Genomic DNA, 19,725 nt, shown 5'->3' with positions numbered 1-19,725 from the left:
ATCAGAAGATTAACTTTTGTAAATGAAAGGAGCACGGCAGGCGGCATTACGTGTAACAAAATTGACGACTGTCAAATTCAGGAATTCAACGCATGGTTTTATTAACTCAAGCCTCAAGCGGGTTATTCACGAAACCGTTGTATAAATGATTCAGATTCCGCGATGGATGCTTCCATGTCACGAACAAGGCTATCTACATCCTGTCGAATCTGCCCCAACTCGTCCTCGAGGGAACCTATCGCCTGAGCGTTAAGGTTATGCTTCAAAAAAAGCACCTGATCTTCAAATGCTTCGAGCACAGGGTCCATACGCTTTTCAACCTGATGCATTCGGGTAATTAAGCTGCTGTATAACTTGCGGGTCTCATCTAGCCTTCGCTTACTGGTGTTCCTAAGTGAGGCACTTTCGTACAGATCCAGTTCATCTTCCCACTCTTCGAACAAGGCTTCGGATACATCTTCAACCGCTTCGATACGATCCCGTACCTTATTTGCCGATTTAAGGCTGTCATCATAAGCGTCACTGATGACATTATATTTTTCCTGTAGCGTAGTTTCTGGCGTGTCCACCACGCTCTGGAAGTGTTCCAGAGACGAGCGGAAGGTTTCGCGGGCATCACTCTGGGAATCTCTAGCATCCCCCACCCTATCCACCAGAATATCGCGTTTTTCAACGCCGAACTTTTCCATCGTGCTGTAATACATTGAACTGCAACCACCGAGTACCAGCACCAGACCAATTAAGCCGGTTAGCCGGGTGAATAAAGAAGCTTTAGTGGTTTCGGTAAACATGGTTTGAATCAATCCTTTGGTGACTGGGCGTGGTTGTTATACTGCAAGCTTAATCCCTGACGCAAATGCTACAAAATAATGACAGAGCAAACTACTATCCCACACTGCCCCTGTGGCAACCAGAGCCCATACGCAGACTGCTGCCAGCGCTACCACCAAGGCGCAATTGCTCCCAATCCCGAAGCCCTAATGCGCTCACGTTTTAGCGCATATGTGCTGAAGCTGGAGGACTACCTGCGCACAAGCTGGCACCACAGCACTCAGCCAGCAGAACTGGATCTAGACAGATCACCGGACTGGGCATCGCTGCGTATTCTGGAAAGCAGCGAAAGTGGCGATAAGGGTCGCGTACACTTTCAAGCCATTTACCGACTCAACCCCGGGTGGGGCTTCCTACAAGAGGATTCGGAGTTTGTGCGGGAAGATGGGCGCTGGGTTTATCTACAGGGGGAACCGCAAGAAGGTATTTTAAAGCCCGGACGCAATGACCCCTGCCCATGTGGTAGCGGCAGGAAGTTTAAGGCGTGTTGTTTGTGAGGTTTTTGGTTTTACTTCCCGATACAAAACGACCCAAAAATCTTCCCAAGCAGTTCATCCGGCGTAATCTGCCCGGTAATTTCACCAAGCGCATCCTGAGCCGCCCGTAAATCTTCGGCCAACAGCTCGCCAGCGCCATAGCCCTCAAGCTGAGCCTGACCTTGAAGTAGGGATTTACGAGCGCGCTCCAATGCATCCAAGTGCCGCCGCCGAGCTAGAAAGCCACCTTCGGTCGTACTGGCAAAACCCATACAGTGTTTAAGGTGATCCCTAAGTACCTCAAGGCCCTTTGTGGACTTGGCAGCAAGGCGTATCACCGGAGTTGCTTCTCCGGATGGCTCTGAAATCCCGACGCTCTCTCCGCTCAAATCTACTTTGTTACGAATGACGGTAACCGGCGCCGAATCTGGTAGTTGATCGATAAAATCCGGCCAGATTTCGTGGGGTGTGGTTTTATCTGTAGTGGTAGCATCCACCATCAGCAGAATGCGATCGGCTTGGCGAATTTCATCCCAAGCCCGGGCTATACCGATTTGTTCCACTTCATCCGGGCTATCGCGTAGGCCTGCCGTATCAATGATATGCAGGGGCATCCCATCAATGTGAATATGTTCTCGCAGAACATCCCGGGTGGTGCCTTCAATAGCCGTTACTATGGCCGCTTCGCGACCGGCCAGAGCATTTAGAAGGCTGGACTTCCCCGCATTGGGTCGGCCAGCAATCACTACCTTCATGCCGTCCCGTAGAATTGTTCCCTGCTGGGCTTCAGCCAAAATGCCTTCGAGTTGTTCCAGCAGTGTCTGCAGATCCGTTGCAACCTTTCCATCAGCCAGAAAATCGATTTCCTCTTCGGGAAAATCGATGGCTGCTTCAACGTAAATCCGTAAGTGCGTCACTGCTTCAACCAACGTATCTATCCGCCGAGAAAACACACCCTGCATGGATCGGACGGCGCAGCGCGCAGCTTGCTCTGAACTGCTTTCTATAAGATCGGCAATAGCCTCTGCTTGGGCAAGGTCTAATTTATCGTTCAAAAATGCCCGCTCAGAGAATTCGCCAGGGCGAGCTAACCTAGCCCCAAGTAGGCAAACTTCCCGCAACAGTACATCCAGAATGATGGTGCCGCCGTGCCCCTGCAATTCGAAAACATCTTCGCCGGTAAACGAATGGGGGTTCGGGAAAAATAGACCAATGCCTTCGTCAATTAGCTCACCGCTCTGATCCAGAAAGGCTCCGTAGTGGGCATATCTGGGCTTTGGTGTATATCCAAGCATTGCCGTGGCAATGCTTTTTGCCAGCCGGCCGGATACCCGAACAATACCGACCCCGGCCTGACCAGGTGCCGTGGCTATGGCTGTTATGGTGTCAGGCATATTGGAGATAACTGAGTTCTGGCTCATGAAGTTTGCCTCTTACACTACAGTTTACTGCATTCCTTAAACAGTAAAGGCCCCTTTACGGAGCCTTTACTGGATAGTCAATTAGCCACTGAATCAGTGTTTTTTAGTGGCCATTTCTGCTTCGATTTTCCGGGTAATGTACCACTGCTGGCTGATCGAAAGAATATTGTTTACTAACCAGTAAAGTACCAAACCAGCCGGGAACCAAAGGAAGAAGATGGTAAATACTACTGGCATCAACTTCATGATTTTCGCTTGCATCGGGTCCGGAGGTGTTGGGTTCAAGCTCATTTGCAACATCATGCTGGCGCCCATCAGGATCGGCAAAATGAAGTAAGGATCCATGACGGAAAGATCCTGAATCCACAGCATGAAGGGCGCATGGCGCAGTTGTACGCTTTCGAAAAGTACCCAGTACAAGGAGATGAATACCGGCATCTGTACAAGAATCGGCAAACACCCACCCAGCGGATTGATTTTTTCTTTCTTGTAAAGCGCCATCATTTCCTGCGACATACGCTGGCGATCATCACCGTACAGCTCTTTCAGTCTGGTGAGCTGAGGCGCAACGGCACGCATGCGGCCCATGGAGCGATAGCTGGTTGCAGAAAGTTTGAAAAATACCGCTTTCACCAGAACGGTAAGCAGGATAATGGAAACGCCCCAGTTGCCTACTAGGCTGTGGAACCATTCCATAATGATGAACAAGGGCAGTGAGATAAAGAATAGCCAGCCGAAATCCACAGTGCGATCAAGGTTGGGGGCAACGGCTTCAAGACGGTCGATGATCTTCGGACCAATATAGGCTCGGGCACCAATCTCTGTGGTTGCTCCCGGCGCTACGGTTGTTGCGGGGTAAACAAAACCCATGACATGCAATGGCCCGCGACGGGTAGTTTGGAACTGTGCCGGTTGATCTCTTTCTGGTACCCAGGCTGCTAGGAAGTAGTGTTGAAGAAATGCCATCCAGCCGTTGGTAACGGTTTCATTGATGCGCTTTTCTTCTAAATCACCAAAATCGAACTTTTCATAAGGGTCTTCCGGGGAACTTGTTACTAAGCCGAGAAACGCTTTAATGCCCATGCTGGGCCCGGAGGTGGGATCTGGTGACTGGTCACGAACGATTTTACCGGTAAAGTTTGCCTGCCAGTTTTCACTGGATTGGTTATTAATCAGATAGCGAACATCAATCTCGTAGCTGTCACGGGAAAATTGGAAACGCTTTGTGATCTGAACACCATTTTCCATGGTGTGTACCAGGTTAACGGTCAGCTCGTTTTCACCCTCAGCGAGTTCATAGCTGGTTGCTTCGGTGGCATATACAGGGGCTGGACCATTTTTTGCGCTATCTGGTCCGTTTTGGCCTATAAGACCACTTTCAAGTACATAAAACCGGTTTTCTGTGTTGTTCAGAAGCTTGAGCGGCTCCTTACTATTTAACGTTTTGTTATAAGCGAGTAGCGAACTTCTAACGAGATTCCCGCTAACACGGTCAATCTCTAGATCGAGTAGGTCAGTACGAACTTTTATATATTGGTCGCTAACCGTGACGTCAGAGTTGGTTGAACTGGATACGGTTTGATCGCTTTCAGGGGTTGCAAACTCTTCGCTAGAAGAATTTCTGGTGCTGTGAGTAGATGTTGCCGCTTCACCCGGAAGCACCATGGCATCGCTGCCCACAGAACTGTTATCTGTCTGGATGCGCCCAGTTTCTGCCACCTGCTCAGTAGGAACCGGCTGATGGTAGTCTTCGTTCCAGGCAAGCACCATCAGATAACTGACAATAGCCAGGCCGGCAAATAATACGATGCGTTGAATATCCATAGAGTTACTGTCTGGTCTGGGTTGTTATAGATGGGTTGTCAGCCTGAGGGCAACAGGATGTTGTATCGTCTGGTACAGAGTGCATCGTACCAGGTACTGGATCATACCCGCCTTCTGCCCATGGATGACATCTCGATAAACGTTTTACAGAAAGATAAAGGCCTTTCAGCGAACCATGATGAGAGATAGCTTCGACTGCATATTGTGAGCAGGTTGGGTAGTGACGGCAATGATTAGCCATAAGCGGGCTGATGGCATATTGATAAAAACGGATGGGAAAGAGAAGCAACTTGCTCATTAACCTTTTCCCTCACCGGTAGAACGAGAATCTACTGGTCGAGATGGCGGTAGCTGATGATATTTCTTAGCCAGCCGTTGCCAAAGGCTATTCAGTGAGGCCCGGACGGTTTGATTGTCCAAAACTGCAAGCCCCTGGCGTCCAAGAACAATGATATCCATTCCCGGAAGATCAGGTTGGTGACGGAACGTTTCCCGTACCTGACGTTTGATCCGGTTTCGCTGAACGGACAGTTTCAGGTTCTTTTTCGCAAACACAAGACCAATTCTGGCATGTCCGAGATTATTCGGAGTAGCCAGAATCAGAAAATTCCTGTGCGGAACCTTCATCTGTACGTCGTTGAAGACTTTGCCGTAATCAGCAGGTCGCAATAGGCGATGCGATTTCGGGAAATTCAAAGCCTTCATAAGGCGAACGACAGATTACGCAGACAGACGTGCACGGCCTTTGGCGCGGCGACGGGAAATCACTTTGCGACCGTTAGCGGTTGCCATACGGGCGCGGAAACCGTGAACGCGCTTACGCTTCAGTACGCTTGGTTGAAACGTTCTTTTCATGGTGACTATCTCACAATTCGTGTATTGGACATTCGCGTGTATTAAACATTCGAGAGTTGGCTGGAAAATTAATAGCCAAAACAGGAGCGGCATTCTATGCAAATTCGACGTTGGGTTCAACGTTTATTGGTAGTGGTTTATGCCGATGTCGAATCCGGTGGTGGCATCTGGAATTGATCGAAGCCAGATGGTCTTCGGGTACTGACCAGAATAATAGTAACTATAGGTCTTTTTAATATTCTTTAAAGAATTCTATTATTACTGTTATTACGTAGACGGTTTTCTGTGGAAAAGCCGATTTTACGTCTTAAATTCAATAATTTGCAGCATTCACAAGGCATCGGAAAACCCCACTTGAGCCCTGTGGATGAGACGATTACGGATTGTGGATAAGTTAAATTGCTAGGAGGTTCTTAAGTTATCCACCTGGAGACAAGGTAGTTGCACACAGAACTGAAGGTTGGTTGTACACACAGGGTTGTGTGTAACTTCGAAAAAGGATTTTTCTGTACACAAGCCTGTACACAAGTGTGTAATGTCATGATAAATAACATTATTAATTTCCACAGCCTGTTTATGATGAGGCATTTGCTCTTTTACTGAAAGGGCCGACAGGTTAGAATTCGTGGTCATCTTTCGGGATCGGACAGTTTTTGTCCGGTTCGAGAAACTAATGGGTTATCGGGAGCGGACTGTCGTGCCGAATAGATTGTGGCATCAATGTCTTGAAGTACTCCGGGACGAGTTTCCCGCACAACAGTTTAATACCTGGCTCAGGCCCCTTCAGTCTGATCACCGGGAAGGGCAACTGATGTTATTTGCACCTAACCGGTTTGTGATGGACTGGGTTAGTGAGAAGTATCTTCGGCGTATAGAGGAAGTACTTAAAGATTTGAACGGCGGGCAGGCCCCCAGAGTTGGGATGAAAGTTGGCTCTGCTCCCCGTGAAAGTGAGCCGGTAGTGCGCTCAGAATTGGTTCAGCGGGAGGCGAACCAGCGAACTCAGGAAGAATCCGGTGGCAAAGTCACGGAGGAGGAGCGGGGTGTCGCAGCTACCTCCGGGGGGAATCGCCAAGCCCAGCTCAATGAGTATAGGTCCAACGGTGGACGCCGCCCGGTTCAGGTAGAAGGTGATATCAAGCACCAGAGCTTTCTAAATGAAGGCTTCACGTTCGATACCTTTGTAGAAGGTAAATCGAACCAACTTGCCCGAGCCGCTTCCATGCAAGTTGCAGAAAATCCCGGTGGTGCCTATAACCCATTGTTTTTATATGGGGGGGTGGGTCTTGGTAAAACCCACCTTATGCACGCGATCGGAAATGACATCGTGCGGCGTAATCCGAACGCCAAGGTGGCCTACCTGCGATCGGAGCGGTTTGTTGCCGATATGGTAAAGGCACTGCAGCTAAACGCGATTAACGAATTCAAGCGATATTATCGGTCCGTTGACGCTCTATTGATTGACGATATCCAGTTTTTTGCCCGTAAAGAGCGGTCTCAGGAAGAGTTTTTCCATACTTTTAACGCGCTTCTGGAAGGTGGGCAACAGGTTATCGTAACCTGTGACCGGTTTCCGAAAGAAATTGTCGATATGGAAGAGCGCCTTAAATCCCGATTTGGTTGGGGGCTTACGGTAATGGTCGAGCCGCCAGAATTGGAAACGCGGGTAGCGATTTTGATGAAGAAGGCCGAGCAGACTAATGTTAAATTGAGCAGCGAAGCCGCTTTTTTTATCGCCCAAAAAATCCGTTCAAACGTAAGAGAGCTCGAAGGTGCCCTGCGTTTGGTGATAGCGAATGCCCACTTCACCGGTTCGGAAATTACCCCACCGTTTATTCGGGAAAGCTTGAAAGATCTACTTGCCCTGCACGAGAAGCAGGTGAGTATAGATAACATTCAACGCACGGTGGCCGAGTACTACAAAATCAAGGTTGCGGACTTGCACTCCAAGCGCCGAACCCGTGTAGTGACCCGGCCCCGGCAAGTTGCTATGTCGCTCTCCAAAGAGTTGACTAACCATAGTTTGCCGGAGATCGGGGATGCTTTTGGTGGCCGAGATCACACCACCGTTTTGCATGCATGTAAGAAAATCGTGGAACTTCAGGAAACGGATCCCGGTATCCGCGAGGACTATCAGAACTTTATGAGATTGCTGACTACCTGAATTCTGATTCAACGATTAAATTGGTTCAGTGAGGCGGGCGAGTTGCCCAAGCAAATAACATTCATCCTTCCAACAATAGAAAGCTGAGTGACATGAAACTGACGATCAGCCGTGAATCCCTGCTCATACCCTTGCAAAGCATTGCCGGTGTTGTAGAGAAAAAACAGACCATGCCGGTACTGTCTAACGTGTTACTGGTGGCCGAAGACAATACTTTGGTTTTGACCGGTACAAACATGGAAGTCGAGCTGGTGGGGCGAGTTACGCCTGTCCATGTCGACCAGCCTGGGCGAATTACCGTTCCTGCCCGTAAACTCTCGGATATTTGTCGGGCACTGGGTGATGAAGCGCCCATTGAGCTGGTGTTGGAAGGTGATCGCTTACATGTGCGCTGCGGTGCCAGCCATTTTACCTTGTCGACTTTACCTGCTGAGCATTTTCCCAACGTGGAAGATGAGCCTGAGAGCTTCCGCCTAGAGTTGCCGCAAAAAGAACTCAGACGCATGTTCGACGCTACCGCTTTCGCCATGGCGCAACAGGATGTTCGTTATTACTTGAACGGTTTGCTGTTTGAAGTGGATAAGGATCACGTTCGCACGGTTGCAACCGATGGCCACCGTTTGGCGATGGCGCACGTGGAGCTGAGCACGGGGTGTGCAGAGCCGCGCCAAGTGATCGTGCCGCGTAAAGGTGTTCTAGAGTTGTCACGTCTTTTGGATGATGTAGAAACGCCGGTTACGCTGGTTATAGGTGACAACCATCTGCGCGCTACGGTTGGGGCTTATACCTTTACTTCAAAGCTAATTGAAGGCAAGTTTCCGGACTACAACCGTGTGATTCCGCGGGGCGGCGACAAGGTTGTCTTAGCGGATCGTGCGACACTCAAGAATACCCTTCAACGTGCGGGTATTCTCTCCCATGAAAATATTCGTGGTGTTCGTCTCAATCTTGCCTCGAACGAACTTCAGGTATTTGCCAACAACCCGGATCAGGAACAGGCCGAAGACGCGCTACCAGTCGACTATCAGGGCGAATCCCTACAAATCGGTTTTAATGTAGGCTATTTGATAGACGTTATGAACGCGCTGGATGAAGATCAGGTCAGGATTACCTTGTCTAACCCCAACAGCAGCGCACTGATCGAATCGTACAATGATAACCGCTGTCTTTATGTGGTTATGCCGATGAGGCTATAGGAGAGGATAGATGGGCACCGTAACGAACGGAATCAAAGGCGTTCTCAGGATTGGGCAAACACTATCTGTATTGGGCCGCACCGGTGTCAAATGGGTTGGTGGTGAACGGCCCCCTGCCCCGCGCTTGTTGCGTGAGACATTTGAATCGCTGGGTGCCACCTATATCAAGCTGGGGCAGTTTATAGCCAGTTCACCGACCTTCTTCCCGAAAGAGTACGTGGAAGAGTTTCAGCATTGCTTGGATCGCACGCCTAACCTGCCGTTTGGTGTTATTAAACGGATCGTTAGGGAAGAATTGGGTCGCCCTATTGATCAAGTGTTTTCCGAGATTGATCCAGTAGCCCTCGCCTCTGCGTCGATTGCGCAGGTTCACGCTGCTCGATTGATCACCGGTGAAGATGTTGTGATTAAAGTGCAGAAGCCGGGCGTCGAGAACATTTTGCTCACCGATTTAAACTTTCTGTATATCTCGGCTCGCGTTCTCGAAACCTTGGCACCCAAGCTATCTTGGACATCCTTGTCTGGGATTGTGGAGGAAATTCAACGCACCATGATGGAAGAATGCGATTTCATCAAAGAAGCAAACAACCTAAAGGTGTTCCGAAACTTCCTTCACGATACCCACAACGAAGACGCCACTGTTCCTGTTGTTTATGAGCATTGCAGCACTCGACGTATTCTGACGATGGAGCGTTTCTACGGTGTTCCCCTTACCGACTTGGAGAGCATCCGAGGCTATGCAAAGGACCCTGAACGCACACTGATCACTGCAATGAACACGTGGTTTTCCAGTTTAACCCAGTGTGAGTTTTTCCATGCCGATGTGCATGCGGGTAACTTAATGGTTCTGAAAGACGGGCGTGTGGGGTTTATCGATTTTGGTATTGTTGGCCGCATCCGACCAGACACTTGGCAGGCAGTGAGTGACTTCATTTCGGCTGTTATGGTTGGCAATTTTGACGGCATGGCCGAGGCGATGATTCGCATAGGCATCACCAGTCAGACAGTAAAAGCTGCTGATTTGGCGGCCGATTTACGTACGTTGTACCAACAGATGGATAAAATGGTGCCTGACCATGTGCCTTACCAAGCCGATCAGGCGGAAGACGATGTGAACAGCATTCTTATGGATATGGTGAAAGTGGGTGAAAGTCATGGTCTCCACTTTCCTCGGGAATTTGCATTGCTTCTGAAGCAGTTCTTGTATTTTGACCGCTACGTACACATTCTTGCCCCAGAAATGGATGTATTCATGGATGACCGTCTAAACATGCTCCACTAAAGTAAAGGCGGTCGCCTTCACCATCCCGGTTTTGTACACTAAGGCAGCCTTTCACCTAAACCGTGAAGCGCTGCCTTTTTTCATGGATGCATTCCATTCCTTTTGTTGCCGCGACGAGCTGTGCTTTCTATGGCGCTGGTAAAACTTCATACCGAGTTTTTTCGCAACCTATCCCCTGCCGACGCTATTTCGTTCTCACCGTCTTTTAATTTGTTGTACGGCGAAAATGGCAGTGGCAAGACGAGCGTGCTTGAAGCTATTGGCTATCTTGGGCTTGGGCGATCTTTTCGGGTAAACAGGCATCAAGCCGTTGTGCAGCATGGACAGCAACGATTCACAGTATTTGGAGGGCTGGACCATGGACTTGATAGTGAAGGTAATGAAATATCAGGAGATACTCTTGCTCATCGGCTCGGTATATCACGAGATGTGTCCCAGAAGGAAACGACGCTTCGAGTAGATGGGGAAAGTGTACGAAGTTTGTCTTCTCTTGCGACGCATTTGCCAGTGTCCGTTATTGATCCCGGTGTTTTCGACATCGTAGCAAGTGGCCCCGGAAAGCGTCGGCAATTTTTGGATTGGGCCGTGTTCCACGTGGAACCTTCCTTCGCATCGAGTTGGCAACAGTGCCAGAGAGTTACATCACAGCGGAATCAAACGCTGAGAAATGGTAGACTAGACGAATCCATGCTGCGTATCTGGGATGCCCAGTACGTGGCACTGAGCGAACGGATAAGCGATGCTCGGAAACAGGCCTTTGATCAATTCAAAAGCGCCTTCGACAGTCTTGTTCACGAAGTTGATGTGAGCTGGACTAAGGGATTAAAGCTTGAGTTTTATCCCGGGTGGGACACCAGTCAGTCCCTCTTAGATGTGCTTGTCCGTCATAGGGAGCAGGAAGCACGCATGGGGCATACCCTATATGGGCCAAACCGTGCGGATATCCGCATCAAGTTTCAAGGACGACCGGTAGCGGAGACGTTTTCCCGAGGCCAGCAAAAGACCCTCGTTATCTTGATGAAAATTGCCCAGAGTATGGTGTTAAATGATCATGGAAAGCAGGTCAGCTTTCTGGTTGATGATATTAACGCCGAGCTCGATGAGAGCCACAAAAGCATGTTGGCTCGGAAGTTACAGGAATTACGCTGTCAGGTATTTATTACTGCTATTGAACGTCCCGATCCGGAGTCTTTGTGGCAGGGTAAGCAGATACCCGATTATCGAATGTTCCACGTGGAACATGGCAAATTGAAGGAAGAATAAAACCGGCCGATCTACCTTTTGCACCGCAAACATGCGGCTTAAGGAACGCGCTGGCCCTTACGCTTCAGGAGTTACCTAATGAGTGAATCGAGCTACAATTCAGCCAGCATCAAAGTCCTGAAGGGGCTTGATGCAGTGCGAAAAAGGCCAGGTATGTACATTGGCGACACGGATGATGGCACCGGCCTGCATCACATGGTGTTCGAATTGGTGGATAACTCCATCGATGAAGCTCTGGCCGGTCACTGTTCCGAAATTGGGATTATCATTCACCCAGACGAGTCCGTGAGCGTTCAAGATAACGGTCGCGGTATACCGGTGGATCTCCACGAAGAAGAGGGTGTATCGGCAGCTGAAGTTATCATGACGGTGCTGCACGCCGGGGGTAAATTCGATGATAACTCCTACAAGGTTTCCGGTGGCCTTCATGGTGTAGGTGTTTCCGTTGTAAACGCCCTGTCCTCTTCTCTCACCTTGACCATTCGTCGTGATGGTAAGGTATACGAACAGACTTATACCCACGGTGTGCCTAACGCGCCTTTGGCGCCCGTTGGCGATACCGATGCATCTGGCACTCGGGTACATTTTATTCCGTCTCCGGAAACCTTTACCCACATTGAGTTCCACTACGATATTCTGGCAAAACGCATCAGGGAACTGGCGTTCCTAAACAGTGGCGTTCGCATCCGCTTGACGGATGAACGTAGTGGCAAGGAAGAGGTTTTCGAGTACGAGGGTGGCCTACGAGCATTTGTTGAACATCTTAATACCAACAAAACGCCTATAAACCGAGTATTCCACTTCAACAGGGAACGGGAAGACGGAATCGCGGTTGAAGTTTCCATGCAATGGAACGATGCCTTTCAGGAAAATATTTACTGCTTTACAAACAACATCCCCCAACGGGATGGTGGTACCCACCTTGCTGGCTTTCGTGCGGCCCTCACGCGCTCCCTGAACAATTATATTGAACAGGAAGGATTGGGTAAGAAGGCCAAGGTAAGCACCTCCGGCGATGACGCCCGCGAAGGACTAACGGCAATTATCAGTGTAAAAGTGCCTGATCCGAAGTTTTCTTCGCAGACCAAAGATAAGTTGGTGTCCTCGGAAGTAAAAACCGCCGTTGAGCAAGAGCTCTACCAAAGTTTTGCGGAATATCTACAAGAACAGCCAAGCGAAGCCAAACTCATCGTTAACAAGATGATTGAAGCGGCGCGTGCGCGTGAAGCGGCCCGTAAGGCACGGGATATGACTCGACGTAAAGGCGCGCTGGATATTGCCGGTTTGCCCGGCAAGCTAGCTGATTGCCAAGAGAAAGACCCTGCCCTTTCTGAACTGTTCATTGTGGAGGGTGACTCGGCCGGTGGCAGCGCCAAACAGGGCCGAGACCGTAAAACACAGGCTATTCTTCCGTTGAAGGGTAAGATCCTGAACGTGGAAAAAGCACGCTTCGATAAGATGCTGTCTTCTGCTGAGGTGGGTACGCTCATTACGGCATTGGGTTGTGGCATTGGGCGGGAAGAGTTCAATCCAGACAAACTCCGGTATCACTCCATCATTATCATGACGGACGCCGACGTGGATGGTTCCCACATACGCACCCTGCTGTTGACGTTCTTGTTTCGCCAGATGCGCGAAATCATTGAGCGCGGCCACGTGTTCATTGCCATGCCACCATTGTATAAGGTGAAACGCGGTAAGCAAGAACAGTATCTGAAAGATGAGAAGGCAAAAGAGGCTTACCTCACCCAAACATCTCTTGAAGGTGCGCAGTTGTATGTGAATCCGGAAGCGCCCTCCATCAAGGATTCTGCGCTTGAAACCATGGTGAAGGACTATCAAACCGTCATGGCTATGATTGAGCGCTTGTCCCGTGCCTATCCGGCCAAGGTGTTGGAGCAAATGCTGCACAATGACACCCTGAAAGCGGAACATCTCAAAGACGAGCAAACGGTTGTTGCATGGGCCAGCCGTCTTGGCGACAAGCTGGATGTGGATACGCGTACCGGCACCAAGTACACCTTCTCTGTGGCCAAGGATAACGAACGGGAGCTTTATCTCCCTAAAGTAACCATTTATGTGCATGGCATTCCTTACGAGTATGTATTTGGCCACGATTTCTTTGATTCACCGTCGTATGGTGCTATAGCTCGCCTTGGCGAGACCCTGAACGGGCTCATCGAAGAAGGAGCATATATACAGCGTGGTGAGCGCACGCAGGCCGTACTATCGTTTGAGGGCGCACTCAACTGGCTGATGAAAGAAGCCCAACGAGGCTTGAACATTCAGCGCTACAAGGGCTTGGGTGAGATGAACCCGGACCAGCTTTGGGAGACCACCATGGACCCAGAAAGCCGCCGTATGATGAAAGTGAAGATTGAAGACGCCATAGCGGCAGACCAGATCTTTACCACTCTTATGGGTGATGATGTAGAGCCACGTCGTGACTTTATCCAGACTCATGCTCTGGAAGTAAGTAACCTCGACATCTGATCGTATTCGGATAGGTAATAAAAAAGCGGCCAGAGTATCACTACTCTGGCCGCTTTTTTTGTTGCTGAAAAACAGCTTACGTTATTGAATTAGAGCGCTATTTACCGGAAGAAGAGCCGGAGGATCTAGCCTTTTCCTTCTCCGCCAAGTGGGGCGCCATCACTTCTTCTAGGGTATAACCCGTGAGGCGACGGATGGTTCTCCACAAATAATAGAAGATAAGCATCATCATCACCATCGACGGGATAGCAATCATTGGATAACTCACGAGAGTCATCCTGCCAAGCTCTTCGTTAAAAGCCTGAGTACCGGAAGGGCTGACCACAATCCAGCGGGCCACCAAGTAGTTCATGATGGATGAAAACAAAAAGGTGCCAGCGAAAAAGTAACTGGCATTCAATAAACGCGCTTCAAACTCCTCTATACGCTCTTTTTCTTCAAGAGTTTCCTGAATCTTGTCCACATCGAGTACGTTCGGGTTATACAGAAGCGTGCGTACCAACGGGTATTTGGTACGGGTAGAAGCCAGCACAGCCAAGCCTATAATTGCAGGAATTGCCGCTTCTTTTACCGCCAGCCAACCGGCATCAAGCTCTAGCAAGCCGATACCGCCTGTTAACCCGACACTGACCAGCCCCAATAAGGCGATAAAGTTCTTCTTGTTGTAACGGATCAGTTCGAACAAACCCCATCCAAGGGGGAAGGCTAAGCCCAGGATCAGGGCGTTAACGCTACCAAGATGCTGGTCACCACTGAACTTCATTAGGATGACGGAGGGAATAATAATACTGACCAGCAGATCAACCCAAGGTCTGGGCTTGTGATCGGGCGCGGACGTGGTGTTTGGTGTCGTCATGGTTCTGCCTGATTGATGAAACTACTCCGGGCAGTATACGATGAACTCCACAAAAAAACCGAACCCGGAGGCTCGGTTTTCATTACACAAAACGAAAGGGTTTGTATTAAGCGCCGGCTTCTTTCAAGCACTCTTCAACAATCGCCAAGCCTTCTTCGAGAATATTATCCTCGATGGTAACAGGCATCAGGAAGCGTAATGTATTGCCATACAGGCCACAGCTAAGAAGGATTAGACCCTTTTCTTTGGCTTTTTTGGTAATTGCAGCAGCCAGTTCCGGCATCGGCTTACGGCTTTCCTTGCTTTCAACCATTTCGAAGGCAGCCATGGGGCCTAGGCCGCGCACATTATCCACATGGGTAAATTGTTCTTGCCATTGGGTAAAACGCTGGTTGAGCTTTTCACCTAAGCTTAGGCTCTTGCCAAGAATATCTTCATCTTTGAACACCTCGAACACGGCCAAGGCAGCCGCACACGCAGTCGGGCTGCCGGTATAGGTGCCGCCTAGCGAGTTGGGCCCGGATGAGTCCATGACCTTGTCGGTTCCAACAATAGCTGAGATTGGCATACCATCAGCCATACTCTTGGCCATAGTAATAATGTCGGCTTCAACACCGCTGTGCTCAAGGGCAAACATTTTGCCGGTACGGCCAAAGCCGCTTTGAACTTCATCTACAATCAACAGGATGCCGTTGTCGTCACAGATCTTACGCAGTGCTTTAAGGAAGCTAGTGGGAGCCGCGTAAAAACCGCCCTCGCCCAGTACCGGCTCAAGAACGATCGCAGCGGTTTGATTTGCGGGTGAATCTGCCTTCATGGTCATTTCCAAACCACGTAGGGCGTCCTCTTCCGTCACACCGTGATAGGGCACCGGATAGGGTGCACGGAATACGCTACCAGGCATGGGGCCGAAATCGGTTTGATAAGGTGCGGCCTTGCCGTTCATGGCCATGGTCATGAAGGTACGGCCATGATAGCCGCCGTTGAAGCAGATTACGTTGGTGCGGCCAGTGGCTGCACGGGCAATCTTTAGGGCGTTTTCCAGTGCTTCGGCACCGGAGTTGGCCAGCATAACTTTGGCGTGACCTTTAACCGGAGTCACTTCGCTCAGCTTCTGTGCCAGACGTACGTAGCCCTCATAGGGCATAACCGTTTGACAGGTATGCATTAGCTTATCCAGTTGGGCTTTTACCGCCTCAACCACTTTCGGGTGTCGGTGACCGATGTTAAGTACGCCAATACCACCGGCAAAATCGATCATACGAATGCCGTCTGCGTCCCAGAGTTCAGAATTGGTTGCATGGTCGGCAAACTGTTCATTGGGACTCGCCGCACCTGCTGCAACATAGCGTTCTTTGAGGGCCTGCAATTCTTTATTGCTCACTTTGCCTTTCTCCCTGTGTCTCTGATTTATCAATCTCGCTTAACAGTGTAGGGAGTCGCGGAGCCTGACACAAACCGGTGATAGAAAGTCTCTCTATTGAATATGATGAAGGCTCCGGCAGCCGCGACAACATGCCACACTCATTTTTGTGCTTAAACTGAAGATAATGGGGGGGATTTAAGTGATTAACTCAAACAAACATAAGTGAAATGGGTAAAAGGAGAATTTTGGCATGGGAAAAAAAGGGCTGTATTGCTTCATCGCAGGTAGTGTTTTACTGAGTGGCTGTGGTGGAAGTTCGTCCTCCTCTACTGAAACAGTTGTTGATGAACCAACGGAACTAACCATACCCTTCAAAGCGATGGTAGGCAGCGATCCGATGACTTGTGGCCAGACATTCACAGGTTTAGGTACCAATTCTGCCAGTGTTGAATTTGAAGATTTCCGAATGTTTATCAGCAACGTGCGTCTTGTAACGGATCAAGGAGAAGAAATTCCCTTCAATCTGGACCCGGATGCCCCAGGCCAAAACTCTCAGGTTGCTCTTCTGGATTTCCGTGATACGGCAACAGTGAACGAAACCGGTGATACGACCGACGTTTGTATATCAGGTACCGATGATAACCCAGGGTTCAAGGATACTCTTGTTGGTTCAGCCGAACTGGACCCTGAGAAGACCATCAGCCATTTCGAATTTACCATAGGTGTGCCATTTGAACAGAACCATGCCGATCAAAGCAGCGCTGAAGAGCCGTTGAGAAATCCTGGCCTTGCGAGCGGTATGACCTGGAACTGGCAGAACGGTTACAAGTTTATGGCAGCCGATGTCATCCCTGTTGGTGGTATCACTCGGCCGGACGATGCTGAATGGTCCAGTACTGCCTGGAACCTCCACCTTGGAAGCACCGGCTGTGAGGTTGGTACCTCTGATCTGGCAGATGGGGTGGCACCAGAGCCTTGCGCTGCGGATAACAGGGTAGAGGTATCTTTGCCTCTGGGGGGATTCGAGCAGGGAGCGTACGCTATCAAAATTGATTATGCCGCTCTGATATCTGGTTCCAACCTGAATCAGGATGGCGGTGGAGCGCCGGGTTGCATGTCGTTTGCAGGAGATCCTGAATGTCCTGCTGTGTTCAAGAACCTCGCGCTACCGTTCGGTGAAGAACAAAACGATGGTGGTAATCCTAACGCTGTAGTCTTTTCTATAGTTGAACGTCAGGCACTATGAGAAAGCGCCATTTGAGGGCCGGCATTCGCCGGCCTGTCATAGGTGTTGCTTTACTGATTATGCTGACGGGCTGTCTCGAACAAAGCCAGACGACGGTGGATGATCAGGGTGCCCGGGTTTCCGGTTTTGACTGGGGGCTCCCGGACCACATTCCCCTGCCCCGGGAGCCCGAAGACAACCCCATGACGGAAGCGAAATTCCAGCTTGGGCGGCATCTGTTCTATGACAGTCGGCTCTCTTCCAACGGCACAATCAGCTGTTCCAGTTGTCATCATCAGGACAAGGCGTTCAGTGATGGACTGGCGCAGGCTTCCGGGGCCACAGGGGAACGTCATCCGAGGAACAGTCAGGCTTTGGTGAACGTTGCCTGGAATAATACTCTGACCTGGGCCAACCCCAGCCTTGGAACTATCGAGAAACAGATCATGATTCCTCTGTTTGGTGACGCTCCTATTGAGCATGGGCTGAACGAGGGCAACCATGAGCAGGTGCTCCGAAGCTTGCAGGTTGAACCTGAGTACGCACGTTTGTTTGCCGAGGCATTTCCTGATCAGAGTGACGCTTTGTTCAGTGATCAGGCCTGGGACAATGTGGTCAAGGCACTTGCTTCTTTCGTCCGCGGGTTAGTTTCATTCGACAGTGATTTTGACCGAGGGGAATTGTCCGCAGAAGCTCTGAGGGGAGAGCGATTGTTCAACAGCGAAAGGCTGGAGTGTTTCCACTGTCATGCTGGGTATAATTTCACTGACGCTACCACCGATCGCCTGACCAGTTTTAATACCTTGCTATTCCACAATACCGGGCTCTACAACATCGATGGTCTTGGGGCTTATCCGGAACCAAACACTGGTCGTCATGAAGTAACCGGGAACGCCAGTCACATGGGGCAATTCCGAGCCCCCAGCTTGAGGAACGTGGCGCTGACCGCACCTTACAATCACGATGGCTCGGTGGATACGCTGGAGGATGTAATCCGCAATTACGCCGCCGGTGGCCGATTGGAAGTAGCCTCCCCCCACCCGGGCGATGGCCGTATGAATCCCTACAAAGATGGCTTCATTGTTTCGTTCTCAATTACAGAATCGGAAATTCAGGACTTGGTGGCTTTTCTGGAATCCCTGACGGACCAGGCCTTTATCTCCAACCCTCGATTCTCAAATCCCTGGCCGGATAGTGCCAATAAGGATCTGACTCCATGATTCGTTTCTATGTTCTGCTGGCTTTGCTGCTGCCAGTAACCGGCTATGCCCATTACATTCCCAAAGATGCTCAATTGGAAGTGAATGCAAGTGTGGTGGCCACCTGGCGGTCGGCCAGTCTTGTTGATGAATATGAGTTCTGGCAAATCCCCGGCACCATGATGGGCGGGCATGCTTGGCCCCAAGAGAAAGGTGTTAGTGTTGATGAGACTATGTTGTCGCTAGGCTCTCGGATCAATGAGCGGGTGTTCGCTGTCATTGAAATTGGTAGCCACGGCGGAGGTGGTGACCATACCGACGAAATAGAGCTGCAACACGCTTATCTTGGCTATACCTGTTGCGAAACCACTGGGCCCTGGGTGCTAGAAGCGGGAAAAATGTCGGCTGTTTTTTCTCCGAGTCTGGCCAGCCATGCAGCGGACCGCAGGGTCAGTGATGCTCCTTTGGTGAATGATGTATTTTTTGGCCGAGACTTCCACGATGAGGGAGTGCGCTTCTGGTGGCATGAAACCGCGGGCGTGTCTGCTGGTGTCGAGCTATGGCGCGGCACGGCCTATCCAGCCACTGATACCGGCGATACCAACTGGGATGTCTTTGCCCGCTATCAGTGGCAGGGCGAGCGCCTCACCCTATCCGGGGGCGGCTGGTTCTACCAAGCATCTGCAGAATCCAGAGCAGATCATCGCTACGGTGGCACCCATACTCATACCCCCGTGGCTCCGCCTGGCGTAACAGCGGCCCTGTTTCCAGATACTCGCTTTACCGGAGACACAGACATTACCGGTCTCCACGGCGCCATTCGCTACAACCCTGAACCTTATTGGCAGTGGGGTGTGGAGGCGGAGCTGATGCAAATGGATATGGGCGGTATGCTGCATGACTCTGCTGGCCGCGAGGCCAGCGTGGATAGCGAGCAGTTTGGCGTTTGGGTGCAACCATATGTTCAGTGGCGTCGTCATACTGTGGGCATAAGAGGCGAGTGGCTTTCCACCGACAATCATCTGGTGGGGGCTGCCGCACCCGTTCTCGCTACAGATTCCGGGCTTGCGAATCCACAGGATCACGATCCGGAACGCTATTCTGCGTTCTGGCACTGGCAGTGGCGGGATAATCTGGCGCTTCGAACCGAAGTTACTGAGGATAGAACCTTGCCAGAAAGCGACTTACGCTGGTCGGTAGGCGTGATCTGGAGCGGCCGGCTTTGGCCTGAAAACTCGGGTTCCAGTGCCGGGCACCAACACTGACATAGACAT

17 protein-coding genes are annotated in these 19,725 nt (G+C 50.4%); 9 read left to right on the top strand and 8 right to left on the bottom strand.

The genetic code is table 11. The annotated features are described in order from the left end of the window. Positions 1 to 122: 122 nt before the first annotated feature. Positions 123 to 791, bottom strand: coding sequence for a DUF2959 domain-containing protein (locus KO508_RS02785; RefSeq protein WP_252737785.1), 669 nt, complete (start codon positions 789 to 791; stop codon positions 123 to 125). A 78-nt stretch (positions 792 to 869) separates the two neighbouring features. Here KO508_RS02785 and KO508_RS02780 point away from each other — a divergent pair, with 78 nt between their 5' ends. After that, entirely contained in the window at positions 870 to 1,328 is a 459-nt protein-coding gene (locus KO508_RS02780; RefSeq protein WP_252737784.1) for a YchJ family protein, read from the top strand. An 11-nt stretch (positions 1,329 to 1,339) separates the two neighbouring features. On the opposite strand, the gene mnmE is transcribed toward KO508_RS02780, so the two are convergent. The 5 genes from mnmE to rpmH all read right to left on the bottom strand — a co-directional run bounded on the left by mnmE (position 1,340) and on the right by rpmH (position 5,407). Next, positions 1,340 to 2,728: a tRNA uridine-5-carboxymethylaminomethyl(34) synthesis GTPase MnmE gene (mnmE, locus tag KO508_RS02775; protein ID WP_252737782.1), complete on the bottom strand. Its 1,389-nt coding sequence runs from the start codon at positions 2,726 to 2,728 to the stop codon at positions 1,340 to 1,342. A 93-nt stretch (positions 2,729 to 2,821) separates the two neighbouring features. Further along, the gene (gene yidC, locus KO508_RS02770; RefSeq protein WP_216006799.1) at positions 2,822 to 4,552 is read right to left on the bottom strand and encodes a membrane protein insertase YidC; all 1,731 of its coding nucleotides are present in this window, start codon (positions 4,550 to 4,552) and stop codon (positions 2,822 to 2,824) included. Between the two features lie 4 nt (positions 4,553 to 4,556). Further along, the gene (gene yidD, locus KO508_RS02765) at positions 4,557 to 4,850 is read right to left on the bottom strand and encodes a membrane protein insertion efficiency factor YidD (RefSeq protein WP_216006798.1); all 294 of its coding nucleotides are present in this window, start codon (positions 4,848 to 4,850) and stop codon (positions 4,557 to 4,559) included. After that, positions 4,850 to 5,257 carry a ribonuclease P protein component gene (gene rnpA / locus KO508_RS02760; protein WP_216006797.1) on the bottom strand — a complete coding sequence of 136 codons (408 nt, stop codon included), beginning with the start codon at positions 5,255 to 5,257 and terminating at the stop codon, positions 4,850 to 4,852. Before rnpA ends, yidD begins: the two co-directional genes overlap by 1 nt. Positions 5,258 to 5,272: 15 nt before the next feature. Further along, complete coding sequence (gene rpmH, locus KO508_RS02755; RefSeq protein ID WP_008172542.1) at positions 5,273 to 5,407, bottom strand: 50S ribosomal protein L34; 135 nt, start codon at positions 5,405 to 5,407, stop codon at positions 5,273 to 5,275. Between the two features lie 697 nt (positions 5,408 to 6,104). Here rpmH and dnaA point away from each other — a divergent pair. The 5 genes from dnaA (at position 6,105) to gyrB (ending at position 13,805) form a co-directional block, all read left to right on the top strand. Further along, positions 6,105 to 7,571, top strand: coding sequence for a chromosomal replication initiator protein DnaA (gene dnaA / locus KO508_RS02750; RefSeq protein ID WP_216006796.1), 1,467 nt, complete (start codon positions 6,105 to 6,107; stop codon positions 7,569 to 7,571). Between the two features lie 92 nt (positions 7,572 to 7,663). Then, the gene (gene dnaN, locus KO508_RS02745) at positions 7,664 to 8,767 is read left to right on the top strand and encodes a DNA polymerase III subunit beta (protein ID WP_216006795.1); all 1,104 of its coding nucleotides are present in this window, start codon (positions 7,664 to 7,666) and stop codon (positions 8,765 to 8,767) included. 10 nt (positions 8,768 to 8,777) lie between these two features. Beyond that, positions 8,778 to 10,049, top strand: a complete 1,272-nt coding sequence (locus KO508_RS02740; RefSeq protein WP_216006794.1) for an ABC1 kinase family protein — start codon at positions 8,778 to 8,780, stop codon at positions 10,047 to 10,049. Between the two features lie 129 nt (positions 10,050 to 10,178). Next, complete coding sequence (gene recF / locus KO508_RS02735; protein WP_216006793.1) at positions 10,179 to 11,312, top strand: DNA replication/repair protein RecF; 1,134 nt, start codon at positions 10,179 to 10,181, stop codon at positions 11,310 to 11,312. Positions 11,313 to 11,390: 78 nt separating this feature from the next. Beyond that, a complete protein-coding gene (gyrB, locus tag KO508_RS02730) occupies positions 11,391 to 13,805 on the top strand; it encodes a DNA topoisomerase (ATP-hydrolyzing) subunit B (RefSeq protein WP_216006792.1) in 2,415 nt (804 codons plus the stop codon). 97 nt (positions 13,806 to 13,902) lie between these two features. Here the strand turns inward: gyrB and KO508_RS02725 are convergent, their stop codons facing one another. Both KO508_RS02725 and KO508_RS02720 read right to left on the bottom strand, forming a co-directional pair. After that, positions 13,903 to 14,661, bottom strand: a complete 759-nt coding sequence (locus tag KO508_RS02725) for a VC0807 family protein (protein ID WP_216006791.1) — start codon at positions 14,659 to 14,661, stop codon at positions 13,903 to 13,905. Between the two features lie 106 nt (positions 14,662 to 14,767). Then, on the bottom strand, positions 14,768 to 16,045 hold the full coding sequence (locus KO508_RS02720; RefSeq protein ID WP_216006790.1) for an aspartate aminotransferase family protein: 1,278 nt from the start codon (positions 16,043 to 16,045) through the stop codon (positions 14,768 to 14,770). Positions 16,046 to 16,277: 232 nt separating this feature from the next. On the opposite strand from KO508_RS02720, the gene KO508_RS02715 reads away from it, so the two are divergent. The 3 genes from KO508_RS02715 to KO508_RS02705 are packed head-to-tail and all read left to right on the top strand — an operon-like array spanning position 16,278 to position 19,716. Next, positions 16,278 to 17,273: an MbnP family copper-binding protein gene (locus KO508_RS02715; protein WP_252737777.1), complete on the top strand. Its 996-nt coding sequence runs from the start codon at positions 16,278 to 16,280 to the stop codon at positions 17,271 to 17,273. Beyond that, on the top strand, positions 17,270 to 18,472 hold the full coding sequence (locus tag KO508_RS02710) for a methanobactin export MATE transporter MbnM (protein WP_216006789.1): 1,203 nt from the start codon (positions 17,270 to 17,272) through the stop codon (positions 18,470 to 18,472). Before KO508_RS02715 ends, KO508_RS02710 begins: the two co-directional genes overlap by 4 nt. After that, complete coding sequence (locus tag KO508_RS02705) at positions 18,469 to 19,716, top strand: hypothetical protein (RefSeq protein WP_216006788.1); 1,248 nt, start codon at positions 18,469 to 18,471, stop codon at positions 19,714 to 19,716. Before KO508_RS02710 ends, KO508_RS02705 begins: the two co-directional genes overlap by 4 nt. Positions 19,717 to 19,725 lie beyond the last annotated feature (9 nt).

The sequence above is a fragment of the Marinobacter salexigens genome (genome assembly GCF_018860765.1).
GTDB lineage: Bacteria > Pseudomonadota > Gammaproteobacteria > Pseudomonadales > Oleiphilaceae > Marinobacter > Marinobacter salexigens_A.
The sequence above is the reverse complement of the archived record's forward strand: the minus strand, read 5'-3'. Positions and strand labels throughout refer to the sequence as shown.